Here is a 23,529-nt window from a genome sequence, read left to right as displayed (position 1 = left end):
ATAAGGCGCTTATGGATCATGCAGCCCCCTGTCCGATCTCTGGCAGACTGGGCGCTGCATCGATTAGCGTTCGCGTGGAGGGGTGCTGTGGCTGGGTAAAGACCTGCTCGGTTTCACCCTGCTCGACAATCTTGCCGGCCTGCATCACCAGCACGCGGTCGGTGATCGTGCGAACCACACTCAGATCATGGCTGATGAACAGATAGGTCAGATCGTAGGTCTCACAAAGCTCGACCAGAAGATCGAGGATCTGGGCGCGTACCGAGACATCGAGGGCCGAGACAGCCTCATCGAACAGGATCAGCTCGGGCTGGATGATCAGCGCACGGGCGATGGCGATCCGTTGGCGTTGCCCGCCCGAAAACTCGTGGATATACCTGCTTGAGTCATCCGGGCTGAGGCCAACCGCAGTAAGCAGTTCGGCAATGCGATCCTGCCGTTCGGACCCGGTTGGCGGGGTTTCGAGCAGGTGAAATGGTTCGGTGATCAGGCGCGCAACCCTGTGGCGCGGATTGAAACTGCCGTAGGGGTCCTGAAACACCACCTGCATCTTGCGACGTACTGCCAGATTGGGTTTATGGCCTGTAAATACAGGCTGACCATCCAGAGATATTCGGCCTTGTTGCACCTCTTCGAGACCCAATATAGCCCGTGTTAGGGTCGATTTTCCGCAGCCGGACTCACCAACCAACCCCAATCGTTCCCCTCGGTTCAGCGTAAAGCTAACCTGATCGACGGCCCGGTGATGGCCAGGTGCATCGAACAAGCGCTTTCTGGGCAGGCGGTAATCGCGCACAACATTCTCGACTTCCAGCAATGGCCGTGGCTCTGGGGCTACCGGCAGGTTGACCTGATGCCCCGAAGCCTCGAACAGCATGCGGGTATAGGGGTGTTGCATATGGCGTAGCAGATGTTCGGTTGCGCCGGTTTCGACCACCTCGCCATGCCGCATAACCACGATCTGATCCGCCATGCCAGCAACCACTGCCAAATCATGGGTGATCATCAGCAGCCCCATGCCGTATTCCGTCACCAGCCCTTTGAGCAAGTCGAGGATTTGTGCCTGCGTCGTCACGTCCAGCGCCGTTGTCGGCTCATCTGCGATCAGTAGCCGGGGGCGCAACGCAATCGCCATGGCGATAACCACACGCTGACGCTGTCCACCCGACAGCTCGTGCGGAAAGCGTGTCATAGGGAACCGGTCGGTGGGCAATCCGACCCGCGCCAAAACCTCTTCGGCTCGTGCGCGCGCCTGGGCGGGGGGCACGGCCCTGTGGATCAGGATGGTCTCCATCACCTGATCGCCGATGGTTTTCACAGGGTTTAGGGCGGTCATCGGTTCTTGGAACACCATTCCGATCGCGGCACCCCGCAGGGCGCACATCTCTGCTTCTGACTGATTCAGCAGGTTCTGACCGTCAAGCTGCAGCAGCCCTTCCGCATCGGCCCCGTTGGGTAGCAACTGCATCACGGCAAGGGCGGTCATAGACTTGCCTGAACCGCTCTCGCCCGTCACAGCCACAATCTTCCCCGGCGCAAGTGATAGGTTGATCCGTTTCAGGATTTGAGTGCCGTGAATGGTTAGCGAAAGGTCCTTGATCTCAAGTAAGCTCATGCGCGGGCCACCCGTATCCGAGGGTCTAACCAGTCGCGCAAGCCATCACCCAGAAGGTTCAGACCTAGAACCGTCACGATGATCGCCAAACCTGGAATCAGAGCCAAATGCGGGGCAAAACTGACCATTGTTTGCGCGTCGGCCAGCATTCTGCCCCAGCTTGGTGTGGGCGGTTGCGCGCCCAGGCCGACATAAGACAGCCCGGCCTCGGCCAGAATACCCAGAGAGAATTGAATCGTTCCCTGAACGATCAGCAGATTGGCGACATTGGGCAGGATGTGTTCAGCCGATATGCGTGCCGCCCCTTTGCCTGACACGCGGGCGGCGAGGATGAACTCGCGCTCCCACAGCGACAGGGCCGCACCTCGGGTGATGCGCGCAAAGACAGGGATGTTGAAGATACCAATGGCGATGATCGCGTTGATGGCCCCGGCACCAAAGACAGCGGTGATCAGAATGGCGATGACAAGAGAGGGAAATGCAAAGACCAGATCATTGCCGCGCATGATGACTTCGTCCAGCCACGATCCTTTGCGCGCGGCAGCGGTCAGGCCCAAGGGGACGCCCAGCGCCATGCCGATCCCGACGGCCACCAACGCCACCGCAATCGAGGTACGCGCGCCGACCATGATCATCGAGAACATGTCGCGCCCGAAATGATCGGTGCCGAACCAGTGTTGTGTGTTTGGCGGTTGCAGCTTGGCCGGAATATTGAGCGCGGCATGGTCATATGGCGTCCAGACAAACGATACGAGCGCTGCCAAAAGCACCAGTGAGGACAGCGCGGCACCGAGGATTAGGTTGCGGCTCATGTCCTGCTCCTCAGTCTTGGATCGACAGCGGCATAGGCCAAATCGACCAAAAAGTTCACCATGATGACGGCGAAGACCAGCAACATGACGACCGATTCCACTACGATCAGGTCACGTGCAGAAATCGCCTGAAACACCAGCCGTCCGAGGCCTGGCAGATAGAAAACCTGTTCGATGATGATTGAGCCTGCCAGCAGGAAGGAAAATTGGAGCCCGATGATCGTCAGCACAGGAATCAGAGCATTCCGCACCCCGTGTCGCCACAGTGCCTGACGGCGTGACAGGCCCTTGGCGCGGGCAGTACGCATAAAATCCTCGGCCAGAATGTCCAGCAATGCCGATCGCATGACCCGCGCAAGAATAGCCGCCTGCGGCAGGGCTAGGGCGATCGCAGGCAGGGTCAGAGAATGCAGGCCGGTCCAGAAGCCGTTTTCCCAACCCGCGAACCCGCCGGCATTGAACCAGCGCAGATTGATCGCAAAGATCAGCACCAGCATCATTGCAAACCAGAAGTTCGGCACTGCTATCCCGAGTTGCGTTGCGCCCATTACAGCCAAGTCACCCGGTTTGCCACGCCGTGCCGCTGCATAGATACCAGCGGGAAACGCAATAAGCGTGGACAGGGTCAGTGCGTACAACGCCAGCGGCAACGACACCCATAGTCGATCCGTAATCATCTGCGACACCGGCGTGCGATAAGTGTAGGATGTGCCGAAATCCCCAACCAGCATCCCGCCGACCCAGTTGAAATACCGTTCGACTTTGGAGACATCGAGACCCAATTCAGCCCGCAGGGCGGCCAAAGTGTCTGCCTGCGCGTTCACACCCAGCATGAACGACGCCGGATCACCGGGCGCAATCTCGATCACCGCGAAGATGACAACCGATGCGACGGCCAGACTCAGGATCAGCGACAACAGGCGTTTGAGGGCATAACGTAGCATTGGTAACAGGTTAAGTGTCTGGATTGCGCGGGTCCAGCACCTACTCGTAGGCCTGTCGTTCGTCATTGACCAGTTTGATCGCACAGGCCGAGAGATTGGCGGCGGGCTCGGTCTCTGACAGCCATTCAAGATTGGTTTCAGTGCGAGCCAGCGCCGCGCGTCGCAGGACCATCAGCCGGGCGCGCGGGCTATCCAGAAATTCATTTTGCGGGATCACCGTTTCAAGCGGGCTGTCGATACGGATGACCTCGAAGTACCCGCCCGTCAGTGCCAAAAACGCAAAAGCGCAGGCCGGTGCGTCATCGGCACATTGCTGATTGCAAAGTTGCGCAATGGGGTGTGTTGCTTCAGAAGACATCAGCCAGTTCTCTACCGATTGACGCCACGGGTTGTCCGGGGAGATATCGCCGTACCCTAACCCAAGCGCCAGCAGACCCGCCATACCCAGCGCCTGGTCCGAACTTGCGTCGACCGGATCAGGTTGAATGTGGCGCAATGCGGCCAGCCCGTCTCCGCGTGGTTCTGGAGTTTGGGACAGATAGGCCAAGTAGGGTTTCAAGGCCTGCATGACTTGATCGTTGGCCTGCAGCGTCTCACGCATGCTGGCGCTACCATACAGAGCCACGATGCGTGTTGGATAATCCGTGGCCTGATGCTCACCAAGCGCGTTGAGTTTTGCGATCAGGTCAAGATTGGGGTTCGGATGCTTGGCCTGGAGTAAAGTTTGCGCCAACTCGTTTCCAGCGCGTGCCTCGACCGTTAACCACGACTGCCCAAAAGCCGACCAATCTTTCTGGCGAAAAAGCTTTCGCGACTGTTTGGGTCCCAGCGATTGACGATATGGCGACGGCCCCAGATCCGATGTTTCGATCCGACCCAGTAACAGGCGCGCTTCTACGTCACCTTCAACGGCAAGCTCTGCCAACATGGGCAGGGCCTGCTCATCGTCGCCTTGCAGCCACAACTCAACCGCCTGGCTAAGCGATGATTCGGCCCGAGCAACAGATGTAATAGCGATCTGCGCCGCGACGGTAAGAGCGACGAAGATTGACTTGACCATGCACGGACCTCCCTAGGGTCTATTCGTCCCAGCTGATGGCAGTCAGGTCGATCGCTGCGGTGGGCGCGTTTTCCCACAGACCCTGAACACCCGCCTTGGCAACCCCGAGCTTGGCAAGCTGAAACAGATACCCGTTGACGTAATCGGTTGCGATCAGGCGCTGCGCCTCTCCCAACAGACGAGTGCGTTCATCAGGGTCGGTGGTAGAATTCAGAGTTTCCATCAAAGCCTGAAAATCGGTGCTGTCATATTGGAAGTAATATTCAGGACGCGCATAGATACCGATATCCATCGGCTCGGTGTGACTGACGATGGTCAGGCCGAACTCCTTGCCTTTGAACACGCTTTCCAGCCATTGCGCCCATTCCACATTAATGATCTCGGCTTTGATGCCAATCTCGGCCAGCTGAGCAGCGATGATCTCACCCCCGCGCCGAGCGTAAGAGGGCGGCGGCAGGTGCAGAGTGGTCTCAAACCCGTCGGGATATCCGGCCTCGGCGAGAAGTGCCTTAGCTTTCTCAGGGTCGTAGGCCGAATTACCAATCAGATCGACATAAGCCGGGTTGTGCGGCGCGAAATGAGTGCCGATGGGCGTGCCATAACCGAACATCGCGCCGTCGATGATGGCTTGCCGGTCGATGGCATGGGCTAGGGCCTGCCGCACGAGTACATCGTCGAAGGGTTCTTGTTTATTGTTGGTCGATAGGATTGTCTCACCCTCAGTCGAGCCGACAAGAACCTGAAAGCGCGGATCGGCCTCGAACTGAGGCAGGTTCTCGGGAGCAGGGAAATTGTCGAACACGTCCACATCCTCGGCCATCATGGCAGCGAAGGCGGCGGTCGGGTCCGAAATAAATTTGAACGTTGCAGTCTCTAACGCGGGCTGATCGCCCCAATAGTCGGGATTTCGATTCAGGGTGATGCTGTCTCCTTGCACCCAATCGGCAAAGGTGAACGCACCCGTGCCAACCGGGTTGGTCTTAATATTCTCGATACTTTCCGGCGCAACGATGACCGCGTCACCCCAGGCAAGGTTGAAGAGGAAATTACCGTTCGGTTCCTTCAACGTCACCTGAACGGTCAGAGGATCTACAACTTCGACAGTCTCAATCCCAGCAAACAGAGCCTTTTGTGCATTGGCGCTGTCTTCTGCTGTCGCCCGGTCGAGGCTGAATTTGACGTCCTCGGCATCCATCGTAGTGCCGTCATGAAAAGTCACGCCATCGCGCAGTTTGAATGTGTAAACGGTGCCGTCATCCGAAATCTCCCAGCTTTCAGCCAACCCGGGAACAACCGATCCATCGCCCATAAAGCGGGTCAGACCTTCGAAGATGTTGGTGTAGACAACCGAATCGATTGCCTGAGCGGCGGCGCTGGTTGGGTCCAGATGCGGCGGCTCTAGTTGCATGGCGATGGTGATGTCGGATTTAGCCAGAGCCTGCGTGGCAAACAGGCTGGAACCTAGGGCCAAGGCCGACGCGAATGAGCGAAAGCGCTGCTTTGTCATGAAAATCTCTCCCCACATTATACGACTATTCCGCTGACTACGGATCGTTCTGAGACCGATCCTGCCAGAAACCCCGGGTCAATCAAGGGATTGTTGGCGCAACCGGGGTTTCTTTGCATCTGCCGCATCTGCTATGCCGCACTGCAACATGAACCCTGCGAGGAGTGATCATGAGCGCCACCGCCCGCAAGAAAGCCCCGAACGCCGAGGATATCCGCGCCCGGAAAGGCACTGAACCTCTGGTCTCGCTGACTGCCTACACGACGCCGATGGCGCGGTTGATGGACGCGCATTGTGATTTCGTCCTGGTCGGTGACAGCGTCGGAATGGTGCTGCACGGGCTGACCTCGACCCTCGGGGTGACGATGGACATGATGATCATGCACGGTCAGGCCGTCGCCCGCGGGCTGGACAGAGCCATGATGGTGATCGACATGCCCTTCGCAAGTTACGAGCACGACCCGGCACAGGCCTTCCGAAACGCGGCCCGCTTAATGTCCGAAACCGGTGCAGGCGCGGTCAAGCTGGAAGGCGGTGTGGAGATGGCCGAAACCATTCGTTTTCTCGTCAAACGCGGCATCCCGGTGATGGCGCATATCGGTTTGACACCGCAATCAATCAACACGCTGGGCGGCTACAAGGTACAGGGGCGCGACAAACAGGCCGATGCCGTACTGGCCGACGCCCGTGCCGTTGCCGAGGCCGGTGCGTTTTCCGTCGTGTTAGAGAAGGTTCCGCAAAGCTTGGCTGACCGGATCACGTCCCAGATTGCGATCCCCACCATCGGCATTGGTGCTTCGGCCGGGTGTGATGGGCAAATTCTAGTGGTAGACGACATGCTGGGCTTTTTCACTGCTTTCAAACCAAAATTCGTTAAACGCTATGCCGACCTTGGCCCGCTGGCCGAAGCAGCAATTGCAGAATACGCAACCGAGGTTCGAGCTCGAAGCTTTCCGGCAGACGAACATGTCTTTGCAGATCAGACCCCTTCAAATCAGACCCCTTCAAAAGGGTCCAAGTCATGACCGCGCCTATTCTGCGTCGGTTGGCGGATTTGCAGGCACTGACCCGTGAATGGCGCCAAAAGGGCGAGGTGATCGGAGTCGTCCCGACCATGGGCGCGCTGCATCAAGGACATCTGTCACTGGCCGCAGCCGCCAAGGCGGATTGCGACCGGGTGGTCGTGACAATCTTCGTGAACCCCAAACAGTTCAACAACCCAGAAGACCTTGCCAACTATCCACGCACCGAACAGGAAGACGCCGAGAAGCTGGCCCCTTATGACGTTGATGCGATTTACGTACCCGAACCTCAAGAGATCTATCCCGAGGGGTTCGCCACCACAGTATCGGTTTCGGGCCTGACTGACACAATGGAGGGTGAATTTCGCCCGGGCCATTTCAATGGCGTGGCGACCGTTGTCGCCAAACTGTTCCTGCAATCGCAGGCGGATCGAGCCTATTTCGGGGAAAAAGACTATCAGCAGCTTATGATCGTCCGACGGATGGCCCGCGATCTGGATATTCCGATCGAGGTGATTGGTTGTCCGACGGTACGAGAGCCCTCGGGTCTTGCCATGTCTTCGCGCAACCAGAGGCTATCGGATCAGGGTCTGGTAATTGCGGCTAAAAAACACCGCATCATGCGCGCACTTGTTCAGGCCCAGGAGAATGGTGAGGCGTTCAACTCGCTGGTGACGCAAGCGCAGGCTGAACTGCTGACCGCCGGTTTCGCTGAGGTGGAATATCTCCAACTCCGCTGTGCCGAAACGCTGGACCCGCTAACCTACGCCGACCGCCCGGCGCGCTTGTTCGCGGCGACCATGCTTGAAGGCGTGCGGCTGATCGATAATCTGCCGGTGTCAAAGGTCTGATTTCCCCTCTGGCACGTTTAGCATTGTTTGCGCTAAAGTCCCGCAAAACCATAGCGGGAGGGGCGCAGGCATGACCTATATTCTGGCAATCGATCAGGGCACTACATCGTCTCGTGCGATCCTTTTTGACGCGCAAATGCGGCGCGTGGGCACTGCGCAGCACGAGTTTACGCAGCATTTCCCGCAGGAAGGCTGGGTCGAACATGATGCGGAAGAAATATGGGACAGCGTCCTGACCGTTTGCCGGGAAGTGTTGGAAACCGTCGGCGTTGCTGCCAACCAAATCGCCGGAATTGGGATCACCAATCAACGCGAAACCACAGTTATCTGGGATCGCGCCACCGGTGCCCCGATTCACAACGCGATTGTCTGGCAAGATCGGCGCACTGCTGAAATTTGCGAACGTCTTCGCAAAGCGGGTTGCGAAGATGACGTGACCGCCCAGACGGGGCTGCTGCTGGACCCTTATTTCTCGGGCACAAAGGTCAAATGGCTTCTGGATACCGTGCCAGGCGCGCGCGACCGCGCCGCCGCTGGAGAGTTGCTGTTCGGCACTATCGATACCTTCCTGATCTGGCGCCTTACTGAAGGACGTGTGCACGCCACCGACGCCACCAATGCGGCCCGTACATTGCTGTTCGACATACATAAAGGGGAATGGAGCAGCGAGATTTGTGACTTGCTGGACATCCCCCAGGCCTTGTTGCCCGATGTGCGGGATTGTGCCGCAGATTTCGGATCAACATCCCTGTTTGGCAGTAAAATCCCGATTCTCGGCGTGGCAGGAGATCAACAGGCTGCCACCATCGGGCAGGCCTGTTTCCAGCCGGGCATGATGAAATCCACCTACGGCACGGGTTGTTTCGCGCTACTTAATACCGGCGCACAGCCGGTTGAATCGAAGAACCGCCTGCTGACCACCATTGCCTATCAGCTGGACGGGCAGAAAACTTATGCGCTTGAGGGCTCGATCTTCATCGCCGGTGCGGCAGTGCAATGGCTGCGCGATGCGTTGCAAATCATCGAAGCCGCACCGCAAAGCGGTGAACTGGCCGCGCAAGCTGATCCAAACCAACATGTTGTCCTTGTGCCTGCCTTTACCGGGCTCGGTGCGCCCTATTGGAAACCCGATTGCCGCGGCGCAATCTTTGGCCTGACCCGCAATTCCGGCCGCGCCGAAATCACGCGCGCCACGTTGGAAAGCATCGCGTTCCAAACCCGCGACCTATGGCACGCAATGCAGGGCGATTGGGGGGCCGAGGCTGACGTGATCCTGCGCGTCGATGGCGGGATGAGCGCATCGGACTGGGCCATGCAGGGGCTTTCGGACATTCTGGGCGCGCCCGTTGACCGCCCGGTGATGCAGGAAACCACCGCGCTGGGTGCCGCATGGCTGGCGGGAATGAAAGCAGGTGTCTACCCGGATCAGGCAGGATTCGCCGAAACCTGGGATCTTGACTGTCGGTTTGAACCCCAGAAGGCCGAGGCCGACCGAGACGCGGCCTATGCGCGCTGGCAGCGGGCCGTTCAGGCTACCATGGCGTTCTAGCTGTGGTCCTTCATCAGACGCTGTTTCTGGCGTGACCAGTCGCGCTTGGCCTGTGTTTCGCGCTTATCGTGTAGCTTCTTACCCTTGGCGATGCCGATCTTCAGCTTCGCCCGGCCTTTGTGGTTGAAGTACAGCACCAACGGCACCAGCGTCATACCCTTGCGCTGAGTCGCGTTCCACAGGTTTGCCAACTCTTTGCGCGACACCAGCAGCTTACGGCGGCGGCGCTCTTCGTGCTTGAAAACCTTGGCCTGCTCGTATGGCGCAATATAGCTGTTTATCAGCCACAACTCTCCGCCATCGACTGACGCATAGCTTTCAGCAATGTTCGACCCGCTTGCGCGCAGAGATTTGACCTCGGACCCTTCCAGAACAATGCCGCACTCGATATCGTCTTCGATCGCGTAATCGAAGCGCGCACGCCGGTTTTCGGCGATCACTTTGTAATTCGAGTCAGTTTTCTGCTTCTGCTTGGCCATGACGCGTTGATGTATTCCGCTTGCGAGCGCCTTGCAAGACAGCGTTACGATTTGGCTGAGATAATCAAGTCAGGCCCAAAGATCGTATCCGCGTGGTTGTGCAGATAAATCTTGAGCCATGGCGTAAAACGGTCCGGGTGCCGTTTCACCTCAGCCAGCAGATCGTGATAGTCGACCCAACGAATATCCATCACTTCGTCAGGATTAGGCTCTATTTTCAATGGTCCACGCACGTGCGCCAGAAAGACATCGACCACCTCGTTCTCAACCATGCCGTTGCCAACGTCGGCGTGATATTCAAGCTTGTGGCGATACTCAGGATATAGTCCGGTAATCCCCAGCTCCTCGCGCAAACGACGTACCGCGCAATGCGAGGCGCTTTCTTCCCAATCTGGATGTGTGCAGCAGGTATTCGCCCAAAGACCCGGTGTGTGATATTTGCCCATCGCCCTGCGCTGCAGCAAAATCTCGGTTCCGCGCACAACGAAGACCGATACGGCCTTGTGCTTGAGGCCTTTTTCGTGTGCCTCAAGCTTGTCAACGGGGGTCAGTTCGCCTTCAACCCAGGCCGGGATCATGATTCCCATCTGTCGTCTCCTGTTGGCGAATCCCGGCGCTCAAAGTCATACCGGTTTTTATCCAAAGTGACGCCGATGGAGGCATCATTCAATCGCACGAAAGGCCGCAGGGGCTGCGGCCTTTTGCACCATTATACATGATCTAGGCGAACCTGGTTATTCGCCCGAAACGCTCACGATATAAGCGTAAACGTCTTCAGCGCCCTTTTTCAGTTTAAAGGTCATTTTTGACTTGGCCGAGGTTTCACCCAGATAATCTTTCAGAAACGCTTTGGGGTCCTGGGCGTAAGAAACAAAAGTCTCTTCATCCCAGACCAAGCCGTTTTCACCCGCTTCAACAATGCTGTCGCCGTATTTGAACCCTTCGACAGTGCCAGCGGTGCGACCCGCAACACCATAGAGGTTCGGTCCGGTCTTGCCGCCTTTGACGATCACTTCACCGGCGGGATCAGCGATCAGGTGACAGGATTTGCATTTGTTAAAGGCTTTCTTGCCAGCTTCGGCGTCACCTTCAGCATAGGCGGGAAGGGCCAGCAGACCAGCAATTGCGGTGGCAAGGATACGATTCATAGCTTTTGCTCCGATACGAATTGGCTGCACAGAAAGGACCTTTGGCGCAGCAGAGAGTCAACGCGCAGATTGCCGCGCGAGGGCACTGTGTCACAGCAGAGACTAGTTCGTCCTTAACTTAAGTCATGTACGGCAGACCAGCAGGGCAGAAGATCGCCTGCACTGGGTGACGCCAAATAGACCGCGCGCGCAATCGCCCGCGCCAGACAGATTGAGGCCGCGTGGCCGATCATCGCCATTGCTTCGACCTCAACTTCACGGGCAGCTGTGCTGAGGCCAAATACAAGATCTCCATCGCCGGGCGTGTGCGCGGGAACAATGGCGCGGGCGATGCCATCATGGGCAGCCACCGCGATTCGCTGACATTGCGGTTTAGTCAGTGCAGCGTCGGTCGCAACGATAGCAATGGTTGTGTTTGTCCGATCTGGTTGGGCTGGTTTCATGGCTTCCGCCTTGCGGCTAGTGTGGATGCGGCCAAGACCCGAGGCCGGATCTGGACCATGCCCGCCAAACTCGGAACCGATCTCGAATGGAGCCGCCCAAAAATGGCGATCTCCCGGCGTACTCACACTGCCCAGCGGGTTGGCTGCAACCAGTGCGCCAACAGTTGTTCCATCCTCAAGTACTAGCGAGGCCGAGCCCAGTCCTCCCTTATGCATTGCCGCCAATGCGCCGGTTCCGGCCCCGGCAGTCCCCAGTTCAAATTGTGGTGAGGCGTTTAGATATGCGGCTTTCCCCAGCGCGCGATAGGGGTTTTCGACCCAGTCTTTATCTCCGCCATTAAGCAAATCGAACAGAATCGCCCCCGGCACAATCGGGACGATGGCCGAACCAGCTACAAAACCGCGCCCCTCTGCGCGCAAGGCATCGGATACACCCGAACAGGCATCCAGCCCAAAGGCCGATCCACCGGAAAGCGCAATCGCATCAACCCGGTCAACGGACTTGTCGGCCGCCAAGAGATCGGTTTCACGCGTGCCCGGCGCCCCACCCATAACATGCACCGAAGCCGTGAAAGGGTGATCCGCAGTCAAGACGGTTGTGCCCGATTTCAACGCATCATCCTGCGCATTGCCGACCTTCAGGCCCGGGACATCGGTGATCAGGTTTTTGGGGCCGGGTGTCATCGAAACCTCTAATTTTGGGCAGATAAGCGCGCCGCGGCGCGCTGCCTCCGGCGGGGATATTTATGGCCAAATGAAGAGCGGATCAGATGCATCGGCCCCCATCCACCTCAAGCGCGGTGCCCGTGATCATGCTGGCCTCGTCCGAGCACAGGAAACAGGCGGCGTTGGCCATGTCTTCAGGGGTCGAAAAGCGGCCCAGCGGGATGGTCGAGAGGAACTTGGCGCGAATTTCCGGTGTGTCTTCGCCCATGAAGGATTTCAGCAGAGGCGTTTCTCCTGCCACCGGACAGATCGCATTGACACGTACGCCCGATGGGGCGAGTTCCACCGCCATCGTTTTTGTTGCCGTGATCATCCAACCTTTGGACGCGTTATACCAATTCAGATTGGGGCGCGGCGACAGACCTGCTGTTGAGGCCACGTTCAGGATCGCGCCCATACCGCGCGCCTTCATGCCCGGCACAAAAGCGCGCGCTGTTAGGTAGACAGATTTCATGTTCACTGCAAAAACCCGGTCGAAGTCAGCTTCACTGACCTCTTCCAGTGGCGTTGGCATATGAGTCACGCCCGCATTGTTCACCAGAACATCAAGCGATCCGAAAACACTTTGTACGACATCAGCCATGGCCTGAACGGAGTCCTCATCCGAGACGTCAACTTGCTGAGAAATGGCATCCTGGCCCAATGCAGCGGCCATATCGCGGGCGGCATCGCCATTGATATCGGCAATCATAACGCGGGCACCTTCGGAAAGGAACTTTTGCACAATTCCCGCACCGAACCCGGATGCACCACCGGTCACGATTGCGGTTTTACCCTCCAGCCTCATGTTGTTGCCCTCCTGCCCTTGTTGCGGGTCAGACTATCAACCAAGAGCCGAGATGCCAGTTCATTCTTCGGACACTTTGCCCCGCAGCGCCTTTACATCGCCGCGTGCTTTTTTGGCTGCCAATCGACGCTTGACCGAGCCATAGGTCGGTTTCGTTGCAATCCTACGCTTGGGTTTGACCAAGGCGCGGGCAATCAGTTCCCCCAGCCGGGCGCGCGCAATCTCGCGGTTGCGGGCCTGGGAACGGGTTTCTTCGCATTGGATGACAATCGCTCCGTCCTTAGTCCATCGCCGACCAGCAATACGTTTCAATCGATTTTTGACCGGGTCGGGCAAGGAGGGTGAGCGCGCTGCTTCGAACCGCAATTCAACTGCTGTCGATACCTTGTTCACGTTCTGCCCACCCGGACCAGAAGACCGCACAAAGCTTTCCGTCATTTCCCAGTCTTGCAGGGTGATATCGTCGTTGATGCGCAACATGGGTCAGACCATACTAGGCACAGGTGAAAACAGAAAGGGCCGCCCCGGTGGGACGGCCCTTCGAAAGTCCAGGAGGTGGGGTCGGTTAGATCAATCGACCAGCCGGAGCGAGCGCTCCGCCAAGGGCTGCCTTAACAGGCGATCCCCCCGGTTGTTCCGACACCTCTCTCCAATCTCTTTCTCGACACTGGATCACCTCCTTTTCTATCTGTTGCGGTTAGAAAGGAGCGTGACACAACTTGTGCCAATCTCAAAGAACTTTTTTACGCAGGCTGTGCAGCGGTCAAGCGGGCAACGATCACTTTGAACGGAATCAACGCGATCAAAGCCAGTGACAGTTTCACAAGCCAATCTGCGAAAGCCAGTGTCACCCAGAGCGGCGCCATCGGGCCAGACAACATGAACGGCACAGGCTCCCACGCCCAACTGATAGCAGCGTCAGCATTGGCACCAAAGAAGGTGACCGAAGCCGAGAAGGCGATGGTGAAGAACAGCGCGGTGTCCAGTGCGGACCCAACCAGCGTCGAGACCAGCGGTGCGCGCCACCAGCGTCCGCCACGCAGTGAATTGAACACGGTGACATCGGTCAGTTGTGCGATCAGAAACGCGGTGCCCGAGGCGACGGCAATCCGCAGCGGTACGGCGGCATAGGTGAAGCCGTCACCCTGCAGCATGATCTGGCTGCCGATCAGCGAGCAGATGATACCGGTGACAAAACCGGCGAACACGACCTTGCGGGCCGGACCTACGCCATAGACGCGATTCATGATGTCCGTGACCAGGAAGGCCAGCGGATAAGTGAAAGCACCCCAGGTCAACAGCCCATCAAAGATGAGGAACTGGACCAGGATGTTTGAGGCCACGACAATGGCGGCCATGGCAATGATGCCGGGAATAAAGCTGCGTTGCATTTTCAGATGCCCGTTTTGACAAGGTAGCGGCGACTTGGCCCCAGGTTCATCCCAAGGCAGGCCGTGCGTTTAGACCTTTGATAACGACCTGTCAATCGGGCAACAGGTATTCAACCACTTCTGTCCGTTGCAGTGCCAGAAAGTTGTCGTCCGAGATCATTGTAGCGCGCAAACGCATCTGACCGTCGCGCCAGATCGACAATCCTTCGAGGTTGTCGTGAAGTCCGGAGCCGGTTTCAAGTAACACTTCTTCGGACTGAGGGGCATCATTGACAATCTCCCATCGACGCAGGCGCGTTCGAAAGCCTATGAATGCAACGGCACGCTCAAGTACATAAAACCTCCCGTCAGGACCGAATTCAGCGGCAACTGGTAGGAACTTTCCGCGCGCGGGCAGAACAAAGGGCGTTGACCAGCGGCTGCCATCCCAACGATAGATCGGGATATCCCCGCGAAGGGTTCTGCTTTTTTCAGTCAGTGTGTAAAGCCGTCCCCGATTGTCGATCGCCAGCGCCTCGAATGACCCGTTGCGGTCCAAATTCAGAAACTCTCGTGGACGCGGCAGAACCCGTGTATTTGTGTTGTGCGCCGTATAATGTGCGATGCGGTGAACACCTTCGAACGAGATGTAGATGCTTTCATCCGAGGCAACCGCAATCCCTTCGGAATCCCCTGCCCGTCCCTTCAGGGCGCGCCCGTTGCTGGACAGGATTGGCCATTGCCCGAGAATTTCGATACCGATGATCTTATCACCGTCCCGATTGATCCGCGCTGTGATCAGCCTTGACCGGTCACTGATCGCGATCAAACGTTCGCCGCCTTCTGCGATGTGAATCGCCGAAAATCCACCAAACCAATCAGAAGTGTTGCGCCAGACGTAAATGTCGAGCAACGAATCCCGCTTTAGCTCGACTGCCCAAACCTGCCCGGTTAGCAGCAGCGCTGATATCAGTTGGCTTGCAAAACAGCGGTACATTGCTGGGGCAAGTCAGCCAGACGGTATTCTCGTCGTTTCTTTGGTGGAGGCGCATTTGGATCGGGTGGAGGCGGGTTGAGGATATTGCGGACCCACTGTTCCGCTTCTGCACAGCCATCGCCCTTGGGAGGTGGATCCTGATTGACGCAGCCTTTCGATCCCCTTGGGCATTTCAGACGCACATGAAAATGATAGTGGTGCCCCCACCACGGCCGGATTTTACGCAGATAGGCTTTGTTGCCCTTCTCGTCATTGCACATCTGCACCTTGGCACCAGGGAACACAAAGATCCGGGCAACGCGCTTGTCCTTGGCGGCTTCGCGCAACACCGCATGATGCTGCTTGGTCCAGTTGCCGTTCACATAGGCGCCGTTCGCGCGGCGTAAGGATATGGACGAGATATTCTCGCGCGCCTTTCGGCTAAGGCGCATGTTGTCGCCCGGCAGCATCCATATGTCGATATCCAGCCCTAATTGGTGAGAGCGATGGCCAGAGGTCATTGGCCCGCCCCGTGGTTGGCTGATATCGCCAATATAAAGACCGTTCCACCCCGGTTGCTTGGCTGCAAACCGACTGAGATCCTGAACATAGTCGATCGCCTGCGGATGCCCCCAGTTGCGATTGCGCGACAGGCGCATCGCCTGCCATGTTGGCCCAGTTTCGGGCAATTGCACCGACCCTGCAGCGCACCCGCGCGAATAACTGCCGAAAGCCGCTGATTTTTGCTGAGACCCCACCTTCTGAGCCCCGAACAATTGCTTGGCCAGCGGTTGCGCCCCTGCCGCGCCTGCAAGTGTCATCACCGTTAAGACAGCTAAAAAACGTAATAAAATCATCTGCTCTGATCCCCTTCCGGTTTCACCCAGCGCATCAGGACTAGTCCTAGAATAAACAACAGTATGATCGGTGACACCCCTAGTCTTGCACTACCGGTCACTGCCGTTGCTATCCCGATCAAAAGTGGCGCTGCAAAGGCGGTTGCCCGACCCGAAAGCCCATAAAGCCCAAAACTTTCAACCGGGGTGGCGGGATCAGTATGGCGCACCATCATAGATCGGCTAGCCGATTGCAGGATACCTCCCATACCGCCAATCAGAATTCCGCACCCGAAGAACGCCATATCCGGCAGGCCAGAGCCTTCGGGCAATGAAATTCCGTAAATCTGTGTTCGATCCATCGACACAACCGTCAGGCAGACAAAGATCAAAACCCATATGGCGACCAGTATCACTGGTTTAGGGCCGTATTTCCGATCCATCTTACCGCCGACCCATGCGAAGATGGCCGAAGCCAGTACGCTGACGATCCCGAACACACCGATCTTGACGATATCCCATTCCAGGACCAGCGCAGCGTATGTTCCACCAAAGGTATATAGCCCGTTCAGAGCGTCGCGGTAGAACATCGACGACCCAAGATATGTCGCCAGGCTCACCCGATGACGCAAGGCAGCGACGGATTTTCCCAGCAACCGCAAGGCTTCGCCCACGCTGCCTTGTTTATCAGTGTTCGTGTCGTCCCTGACCCAAAGAAAATACGGCACCATGAACAGGATGAACCACCCGGCTGTGAAGGGCCCGACAAACCGAGTACCTTCCTGCGTTGCCGCATCCAGACCGAACATCGGGTCCATCCCGATCAGGGTTTTGCCATTGGGCTGCTCGACGAACAGTGCCAGCATAATCGCCAGCGACAGCAGTCCTCCGAAATAGCCAAACGCAAAACCTGATCCCGAGATCTCACCGACCTCACTGTCATCCCCCAAATCGGGCAGCTGAGAATTGATGAAGATTAGCGCATATTCGGCCCCCACAAAGCCCAGCCCAAAGGCCGAAATCATCAGCCACATATTCGAGCCATCAGGCATCGTGTACCAAAGCGCCGAGGATCCCACCGCGTACATCAGCGAAAAACCAAATATCCAAGGGATACGCCGACCTGAGACATCTGCCATCGCGCCCAGCAATGGCGCACCAAAGGCAATGATCAGCCCGATAATGGTCATGCCGTTCGCCCAGACAACCTGCGCCTGCGCCTTGGCAGCCTCCTCCACCAGACCTGATGTCAGATAATACTGTGCAGCAACACTTACAAAATATGGGCCAAATACAAAGGTCACCAGCAAGGTGTGATAGGGCTGCGAAGCCCAGTCGAAAAACCACCAGCCCCAGATGCGCTTGCGCTTGGAAATTTCCGCCATTTCTGCCCCTGTTTTTGTTGAATTCATAAGAAGGGGCTTTGTGGTAATTCGCAAGCGTTGTGTTGCTGCAGGCTTGCTCTTTGGCGCAGGCGCGCTTAGGTCTCTGGGCAATTGACGAACGGAGTGCCCATGCTGTCGCTGATCCAAATCCTGCTTTTGATCCTAGACATTGTCTGGTTCATCATTCTTGCCCATGTGATCATGAGTTGGCTGATCAACTTTCAGGTTCTTAACCTGCACCAGCAACTGGTGGCGCAAATCTGGTACGGGCTGAACCGTATATTAGAACCGATTTATAGCCCCATCCGTCGCATCCTGCCCAACATGGGCGGTCTGGATCTGACGCCTCTTGTCGTGCTGATCGGGGTCTATGCCCTGCGGATCATCCTGATCAACAATGCGGTCTATTTCTACTGACCTCTTGTTCACCGAATCTTAGTATGTGATGGTCCTGTCTTAAGAGCAGAAAAACCTTAATACAGGACCCTCCGGCGCATGTTCGACTCCGCACCCTTGTTGCGAGACGTCTTTGGATTCGACGACTTCCGCCCCGGGCAGGAAGAGATTGTCGATGCCGTGACCGCGGGCGAAAACGTGCTGGCTATCATGCCCACGGGTGGTGGTAAATCCCTTTGTTTTCAATTGCCTGCACTGTTGCGCGACGGGGTAACTGTGGTGATATCTCCGCTCATCGCCCTGATGCGCGATCAGGTACGTGGGCTGCAAGAGGCCGGTGTCGAGGCAGGCGCGCTCACCTCGGGCAATACACCTGAAGAAACTGATGCCGTTTGGGATGCTATCGAGGGTGGTCGGCTCAAGCTGCTTTATATGGCGCCGGAACGGCTGGCTGCAGGGTCTGCACCGGGAATGCTGCGTAGGATCAACGTCAATCTGATCGCGGTGGATGAGGCGCATTGCGTCAGCCAATGGGGCCACGATTTCCGCCCTGATTATCTGCGGATCGGAGAGCTGCGCCGCGCTTTGAACGTGCCCCTCGCCGCGTTTACCGCAACCGCAGATGCGGAAACGCAGGAAGAGATCGTCGAAAAGCTGTTCGACGGTGTTGAGCCGCGTAAATTCCTGCGCGGGTTTGACAGACCCAATATCCATCTGGCCTTTGCCGCCAAGGATGGACCGCGCAAACAAGTCCTCGATTTCGCTGCCGCCCGAAAGTCCCAATCCGGCATCGTCTATTGCGGCACCCGCAACAAGACCGAAGTGCTGGCGCAAGCCCTGCGCGCCGAAGGTCACACGGCCTGCCACTATCACGGCGGGATGGAGGCCGAAGATCGCCGCATCGTCGAGACCCGCTTTGCGCGCGAGGATGGGCTGATCGTCGTCGCCACTGTCGCGTTTGGCATGGGCATCGATAAGCCCGACATCCGCTGGGTTGCTCATGCGGACCTGCCTAAATCGATCGAAGCTTACTATCAGGAAATCGGCCGCGCCGGGCGCGATGGTGGTCCTGCCGAAACCCTTACTTTGTTTGGCCCTGACGATATCCGACTGCGACGCTCTCAGATCGACGAAGGACTGGCCCCACCTGAGCGGCGGATGGCGGATCATGCACGCCTGAATGCGTTGCTTGGATTGGCCGAGGCACTGAAATGCCGCCGCCAGACCTTGCTCGGGTATTTCGGAGAACAGATCGAACCTTGCGGCAAATGCGATCTTTGCGACAGCCCTCCTGAAGTGTTCGATGGCACGACGCCGGTTCGCATGGCCCTGTCCGCTATTCTGCGCACAGAAGAATGGTTCGGCGCGGGTCATCTGATCGACATCCTGTTGGCCAATGAGACCGACAAAATACGAGCACGTCGGCACGACAATCTATCCACATATGGCATTGGCAAAGACTGGTCACGCCCGCAATGGCAGGCGATCTTTCGGCAGATGATGGGCCGCGATTTGGTCCGTCCCGATCCTGAACGCCTCGGTGCGTTGCGCATGACCGAAACCGCCAAACCGATCCTGAAAGGTGAGGCACAGATCGACCTACGCAAGGATACCATCCGCAAAGCCACCCGGCGACCCGCGGTCAAGGCGATGGTGTCCGAGGAAGACGCGCCGCTGCTCTCGGCGCTCAAGGCCAAGCGGCGCGCACTGGCCGAGGCCGCGCGGGTTCCGGCCTATGTCATCTTTCCAGATCGCACACTGATCGAGATGGCGGAAACTCGGCCCGCAAATCTGGACGATATGGCCCGGATCAGCGGTATAGGGGCAAAAAAGCTGGAACGCTACGGTGCGACCTTCCTTGAAGTGCTGACCGGCGCGGTGGAAGAGCTGCACCCCGCAAGGCGCAAACTTGCCGGCCGCAATCAGGGCAACATTTACGATCAGTTGCTTGAGGTTCAATCACAATTGTCGCGTGGCCCCGACGGGATCGACAAACCGCTGAGCTGTACCGCATCACAACTGGCGAAGGTGGCACAGCTGCGCCCGGATGATCCACGAGCGATGGAGCAAGTTTTGGGCGACCGTCGTCACGAAAGGTTTGGCGCGGCGTTTCTGGACGTGCTGCAGCAAGCGGGCTAGATACAGCCCAATAGGCAAGGAACGAGGGTGGATATGCTGGTAGTGATTTCCCCGGCCAAGCGGCTGGATTGGGCAGAACGAAACGTCGAAGTGACCCAACCCGATTTTCAGAATGACGCGATCCGCTTGTCGAAGACCGCCCGCAACCTGACCTTGGGCGATCTGAAAAAGCTGATGGACCTGAGCGACGACTTGGCCCGCCTGAATCGGGACAGGTACCGTGTATTTTCAGACGCGCCGGAAGCAGATGCAACGCGCCCTGCCGCTTTGGCCTTTGCAGGCGATACCTATCAGGGGCTTGAGGCCGCATCGCTGGACGCCGACGAAATGGCCTGGGCTCAGGATCATTTGCGCATCCTGTCTGGGCTTTATGGTGTATTGCGCCCACTGGATGCCATTCAGGCCTATCGGCTTGAGATGGGCAGCAAACTGAAAACCCGACGTGGCAAAAACCTTTATGAATACTGGCGCGATCAGCTGAGCAAGGCGTTGAACGCCCAAGCTGCTGAGGCTGGCAGCAAAGTTCTGGTAAACTGCGCCAGCCAGGAATATTTCGGCGCAGTCGACCTGAAAGCGCTGAAGCTGCCCGTTGTGACCCCGGTATTCATGGAGGACAAGGGCGGCACCCCCAAGATCGTCAGCTTCTTTGCAAAGAAGGCGCGTGGTGCGATGGCCCGGTACATCATTCAACATCGACTGACCGACCCCAAAGGCCTGCTGGATTTTGATAGCGGCGGGTACGAATACCGGGCCGATCTGTCGGAAGACGACAAACCCGTGTTTGTACGCCCCTATCAGGCCTGATCAAGCATCGAAGGATCGTAAGCCACAAGTTCCACCGTGTTCCCCTCGGGGTCTTGGGTGAAGATGCCGCGCCAGCCGATCCAGCCGAAATGCTCAACCCGATAGGGCTGCCCGATTTGGTCGTACCAGCGCATGACCGCGTCCTGCTCGGCAAAGGGCACCGACAGCGCGATATGGTGCAGGGCCGAAGCGCCCCCTGTTACCGGCACTGTCTCGCCGGTCTGCTCTGGTCCACGCTCAGAGCCAACTGATTGGTGAAACAGGGCCAGCACCTGTGTATGCCCGCCGAACCCTTCGGCGATCCGAAAAAAGGTGATGGCGCTGTTATGGTCGCCTTGCAGCCGCTGTAACCCGATCACCTTCTCATAGAATTGCACCATTGCCGCCATATCGGCGCAGCGAATTGCAATCTCGCCCAATCCTCGGGGACGAAAACCGCGCTCATCTGACATCAATCGATCCTATTTCCTGCCTTCACCGTCTGCACCGACCGCACGAGCCTCGGCAGGCCGATGTTCCAGTATCATCTTGTGGATCAGTTTCTTGTGCAATGGTTTGGTCAGGTAATGATCAAGCCCCGCCGCCAGTATGCCCTGGTCATCCCCTGTCATGGCATGGGCCGTCAGGGCCACAATAGGGACATGGCGATCTGTTCCAATTTCGCGTCGCCGGATTTCACCTGTCGCCTCTTTGCCATCCATCTTCGGCATCGAGATATCCATGAAGATCAGATCCGGATCAAAGCGGGCGAAGGTTTCGACCGCCTCCAACCCGTTGGAGACAAATTTCAAATCGATGTTCAGCTCCTTAGTCATCTTTCGAAGGATCAACTGATTGGTTCGATTGTCTTCGGCTGCCAGAACCCGCATCAGCCTCTGTTCCTGCGGAACTTGTACATGAGTCTCGGGATCAGAGGCGTCGTTGTCACTGCGATCCGGCTTGAATACAGGTGCGCCCAGCGCCATCAGCCGCGAATACAGCTCGGCGCGCGGGATGGGTTTTTGCAACACGCCATTAATGAGCCGATGGGCCGGATCGGCGTGGATCACACCTGGATTGGCCGACATCACCACGATTGGCAGATCACCCCATCCTTTGTCACGCAGAGTGGTGGCAAGCTCCAACCCATCCATGTCTGGCAGATCGTGATCGCACAGGACCAGATCAATGGTTTTGTCCATTGCAGACAGCGCCTCGGCCCCCGTCGAACAGGTCATTGCCTGAGACCCGAGGCGGTCTAGTTGCTTGGTCAGGATGGCGCGGTTGACGGCCATATCTTCAACCACCAAAACACGCCCCAATTGCCCAGCCAAATCGGGTGGAACAGGTTGCGGACCTTCAGCAGTGGGCAACGATATGCGGAAACCGAAGCAAGATCCTTTGCCCGCATCGCTTTCGACCCAGACGGCACCGCCCATCATCGAGATCAGACGCTTGGTGATTGCCAGCCCCAGGCCTGTGCCTTCGAATTGGCGGTTTTGCGCATCCTCGACCTGATTGAATTCACCAAAGATGTGCGGGACCTTGTCGGCCTCAATCCCGATGCCCGTATCCTCGATGGCCACGTGGATATCGCAGCTTTCTGTGGTCATGTCTGGTACGCCTGTCACACGGATCAAGACGTGGCCCTGCGCGGTAAACTTCACCGCATTGCCAACGAGGTTGGTCAATATCTGACGAACCCGCCCGGGATCTCCTACAAATAGCGTGGGCAGGAACAAGTCATAATCCACCAGCAATGTCAGGCCCTTGTCGCGCACGCTGGGCTGCAACAGCATCGCAACCTCTAGGATACAACGCTCAAGATCGAACTGCTCAGGGTGCAGTGTCAGTTTGTCGGCCTCGATCTTTGAATAGTCCAGAACATCGTTGATGATGACCAGCAGCGCCTCGCCCGAGTTACGAATTGTGCTGACATAGAGCCTTTGTTCTTCGTTCATCGGGGTTTCGGTCAGCAGTTCGGTCATGCCAACGATGCCATTCATTGGTGTGCGAATCTCATGGCTCATATTGGCCAGAAACGCGGATTTGGCACGATTGGCCGCCTCGGCGCGTTCACGCGCGGCGTTCAGTTCAGCCTCATGCCGGACAGACGCGGTGATGTTCAGCGCAAGGCTCAGCACGTCGCCGCCGTGGCCCCGCTGATCGATCAGCCGAATATACTGGCCGTTCCACAGCTGGATCACCTCGGGTTCGGGGTGCGGTTGCGCCCAGCGTGCGAGCATACGGGCCTGCCAGTCCGCGATCTTTTCCGCGCCGATATCCACGATCCCCTCATGGGTCAGAATTTCAAGAATACGCGGATAGGTAATCCCCGGCGCGACCTCTTCCAGCCCATCGAAAACGCTTAGGTAAGCTGCGTTGGCACCGATCAATGTGTTGTTGTCGTCGAAAAAGGCAAACCCGTCAGGGATGGTCTGAATCGAGTGCCACAGACGGCGTTCAGCGACTTCGATCTTGGCATTGGCCACGGTCAGATCGGATTTGACCTTTTCGTTTTCATCGCGAACCGTCGCAACCTCGGCCTGAGTCTCATCGATCTGACGTGTCAGAGCGATGGCATGACGCCCCAGTTTGCGGTTGGCAGCAGACAGTTCGGCCTGTTTCAGATGCAACAGCCGCTCGGCCGCCAATCGCGCGCGCCGTTCCTGCGCCAGTTTCTCAGCAAGACTCATGTAAA

The 23,529-nt window shown here is 57.5% G+C and carries 23 protein-coding genes; 6 read left to right on the top strand and 17 right to left on the bottom strand.

Features of this window, described 5'->3' with window-relative positions:
• Window positions 1-16: 16 nt before the first annotated feature.
• Genes AC2FI7_RS15855 through AC2FI7_RS15835 form a run of 5 tightly spaced genes read right to left on the bottom strand, consistent with a single transcriptional unit; the run spans window position 17 to window position 5,938 of the window.
• On the bottom strand, window positions 17-1,615 hold the full coding sequence (locus AC2FI7_RS15855; RefSeq protein ID WP_496815742.1) for an ABC transporter ATP-binding protein: 1,599 nt from the start codon (window positions 1,613-1,615) through the stop codon (window positions 17-19).
• Window positions 1,612-2,427, bottom strand: coding sequence for an ABC transporter permease (locus AC2FI7_RS15850; RefSeq protein WP_010438454.1), 816 nt, complete (start codon window positions 2,425-2,427; stop codon window positions 1,612-1,614). The genes AC2FI7_RS15855 and AC2FI7_RS15850 overlap by 4 nt, the downstream gene beginning before the upstream one ends.
• Window positions 2,424-3,371, bottom strand: coding sequence for an ABC transporter permease (locus tag AC2FI7_RS15845; protein WP_010438452.1), 948 nt, complete (start codon window positions 3,369-3,371; stop codon window positions 2,424-2,426). The genes AC2FI7_RS15850 and AC2FI7_RS15845 overlap by 4 nt, the downstream gene beginning before the upstream one ends.
• Window positions 3,372-3,411: 40 nt before the next feature.
• Window positions 3,412-4,431: a hypothetical protein gene (locus tag AC2FI7_RS15840; RefSeq protein WP_496815741.1), complete on the bottom strand. Its 1,020-nt coding sequence runs from the start codon at window positions 4,429-4,431 to the stop codon at window positions 3,412-3,414.
• 19 nt (window positions 4,432-4,450) lie between these two features.
• Complete coding sequence (locus AC2FI7_RS15835) at window positions 4,451-5,938, bottom strand: ABC transporter substrate-binding protein (protein ID WP_480873152.1); 1,488 nt, start codon at window positions 5,936-5,938, stop codon at window positions 4,451-4,453.
• A gap of 170 nt (window positions 5,939-6,108) precedes the next feature.
• On the opposite strand from AC2FI7_RS15835, the gene panB reads away from it, so the two are divergent.
• From panB to glpK, 3 genes are all read left to right on the top strand, one after another.
• Window positions 6,109-6,963 (top strand): 3-methyl-2-oxobutanoate hydroxymethyltransferase, encoded by an 855-nt coding sequence (gene panB, locus AC2FI7_RS15830; RefSeq protein ID WP_496815740.1) that lies wholly within the window; start codon window positions 6,109-6,111, stop codon window positions 6,961-6,963.
• Window positions 6,960-7,811 (top strand): pantoate--beta-alanine ligase, encoded by an 852-nt coding sequence (gene panC, locus AC2FI7_RS15825; RefSeq protein WP_496815739.1) that lies wholly within the window; start codon window positions 6,960-6,962, stop codon window positions 7,809-7,811. The genes panB and panC overlap by 4 nt, the downstream gene beginning before the upstream one ends.
• A gap of 70 nt (window positions 7,812-7,881) precedes the next feature.
• Window positions 7,882-9,360 carry a glycerol kinase GlpK gene (gene glpK / locus AC2FI7_RS15820; protein ID WP_496833499.1) on the top strand — a complete coding sequence of 493 codons (1,479 nt, stop codon included), beginning with the start codon at window positions 7,882-7,884 and terminating at the stop codon, window positions 9,358-9,360.
• Here glpK and smpB read toward each other — a convergent pair.
• From smpB to AC2FI7_RS15770, 10 genes are all read right to left on the bottom strand, one after another.
• Entirely contained in the window at window positions 9,357-9,839 is a 483-nt protein-coding gene (smpB, locus tag AC2FI7_RS15815) for an SsrA-binding protein SmpB (protein WP_010438434.1), read from the bottom strand. The two genes, glpK and smpB, sit on opposite strands and share 4 nt — an antisense overlap.
• A 44-nt stretch (window positions 9,840-9,883) precedes the next feature.
• Window positions 9,884-10,426 (bottom strand): isopentenyl-diphosphate Delta-isomerase, encoded by a 543-nt coding sequence (gene idi / locus AC2FI7_RS15810; RefSeq protein ID WP_010438432.1) that lies wholly within the window; start codon window positions 10,424-10,426, stop codon window positions 9,884-9,886.
• A 147-nt stretch (window positions 10,427-10,573) separates the two neighbouring features.
• A complete protein-coding gene (locus AC2FI7_RS15805) occupies window positions 10,574-10,987 on the bottom strand; it encodes a c-type cytochrome (RefSeq protein WP_010438429.1) in 414 nt (137 codons plus the stop codon).
• Window positions 10,988-11,100: 113 nt separating this feature from the next.
• Window positions 11,101-12,114 carry a P1 family peptidase gene (locus tag AC2FI7_RS15800; protein ID WP_010438427.1) on the bottom strand — a complete coding sequence of 338 codons (1,014 nt, stop codon included), beginning with the start codon at window positions 12,112-12,114 and terminating at the stop codon, window positions 11,101-11,103.
• A gap of 82 nt (window positions 12,115-12,196) precedes the next feature.
• Window positions 12,197-12,943: an SDR family oxidoreductase gene (locus AC2FI7_RS15795; protein ID WP_010438425.1), complete on the bottom strand. Its 747-nt coding sequence runs from the start codon at window positions 12,941-12,943 to the stop codon at window positions 12,197-12,199.
• 60 nt (window positions 12,944-13,003) lie between these two features.
• The gene (gene arfB, locus AC2FI7_RS15790; RefSeq protein ID WP_170471545.1) at window positions 13,004-13,423 is read right to left on the bottom strand and encodes an alternative ribosome rescue aminoacyl-tRNA hydrolase ArfB; all 420 of its coding nucleotides are present in this window, start codon (window positions 13,421-13,423) and stop codon (window positions 13,004-13,006) included.
• A 263-nt stretch (window positions 13,424-13,686) separates the two neighbouring features.
• Complete coding sequence (locus tag AC2FI7_RS15785) at window positions 13,687-14,334, bottom strand: queuosine precursor transporter (RefSeq protein WP_010438419.1); 648 nt, start codon at window positions 14,332-14,334, stop codon at window positions 13,687-13,689.
• Window positions 14,335-14,425: 91 nt separating this feature from the next.
• Complete coding sequence (locus tag AC2FI7_RS15780; protein ID WP_010438418.1) at window positions 14,426-15,310, bottom strand: esterase-like activity of phytase family protein; 885 nt, start codon at window positions 15,308-15,310, stop codon at window positions 14,426-14,428.
• Window positions 15,283-16,146 carry a penicillin-insensitive murein endopeptidase gene (gene mepA / locus AC2FI7_RS15775; protein WP_010438417.1) on the bottom strand — a complete coding sequence of 288 codons (864 nt, stop codon included), beginning with the start codon at window positions 16,144-16,146 and terminating at the stop codon, window positions 15,283-15,285. Before mepA ends, AC2FI7_RS15780 begins: the two co-directional genes overlap by 28 nt.
• Window positions 16,143-17,510, bottom strand: coding sequence for an MFS transporter (locus AC2FI7_RS15770; RefSeq protein WP_029621698.1), 1,368 nt, complete (start codon window positions 17,508-17,510; stop codon window positions 16,143-16,145). The genes mepA and AC2FI7_RS15770 overlap by 4 nt, the downstream gene beginning before the upstream one ends.
• 129 nt (window positions 17,511-17,639) lie before the next feature.
• Here AC2FI7_RS15770 and AC2FI7_RS15765 point away from each other — a divergent pair, with 129 nt between their 5' ends.
• From AC2FI7_RS15765 to yaaA, 3 genes are all read left to right on the top strand, one after another.
• Window positions 17,640-17,927 carry a YggT family protein gene (locus AC2FI7_RS15765; protein ID WP_010438415.1) on the top strand — a complete coding sequence of 96 codons (288 nt, stop codon included), beginning with the start codon at window positions 17,640-17,642 and terminating at the stop codon, window positions 17,925-17,927.
• 78 nt (window positions 17,928-18,005) lie between these two features.
• Window positions 18,006-20,045, top strand: a complete 2,040-nt coding sequence (gene recQ / locus AC2FI7_RS15760) for a DNA helicase RecQ (protein ID WP_010438413.1) — start codon at window positions 18,006-18,008, stop codon at window positions 20,043-20,045.
• 33 nt (window positions 20,046-20,078) lie between these two features.
• Entirely contained in the window at window positions 20,079-20,849 is a 771-nt protein-coding gene (gene yaaA, locus AC2FI7_RS15755) for a peroxide stress protein YaaA (protein ID WP_010438411.1), read from the top strand.
• On the opposite strand, the gene AC2FI7_RS15750 is transcribed toward yaaA, so the two are convergent.
• Window positions 20,840-21,301: a VOC family protein gene (locus AC2FI7_RS15750; RefSeq protein ID WP_010438409.1), complete on the bottom strand. Its 462-nt coding sequence runs from the start codon at window positions 21,299-21,301 to the stop codon at window positions 20,840-20,842. The genes yaaA and AC2FI7_RS15750 overlap by 10 nt on opposite strands.
• Before the next feature lie 9 nt (window positions 21,302-21,310).
• On the bottom strand, window positions 21,311-23,524 hold the full coding sequence (locus AC2FI7_RS15745; RefSeq protein ID WP_010438407.1) for a response regulator: 2,214 nt from the start codon (window positions 23,522-23,524) through the stop codon (window positions 21,311-21,313).
• Between the last annotated feature and the right edge of the window lie 5 nt (window positions 23,525-23,529).

Source organism: Ruegeria sp. YTSA064 (genome assembly GCF_059610325.1).
Note: the sequence above shows the minus strand (reverse complement) of the source record. Positions and strands in the feature narration are given on the sequence as shown.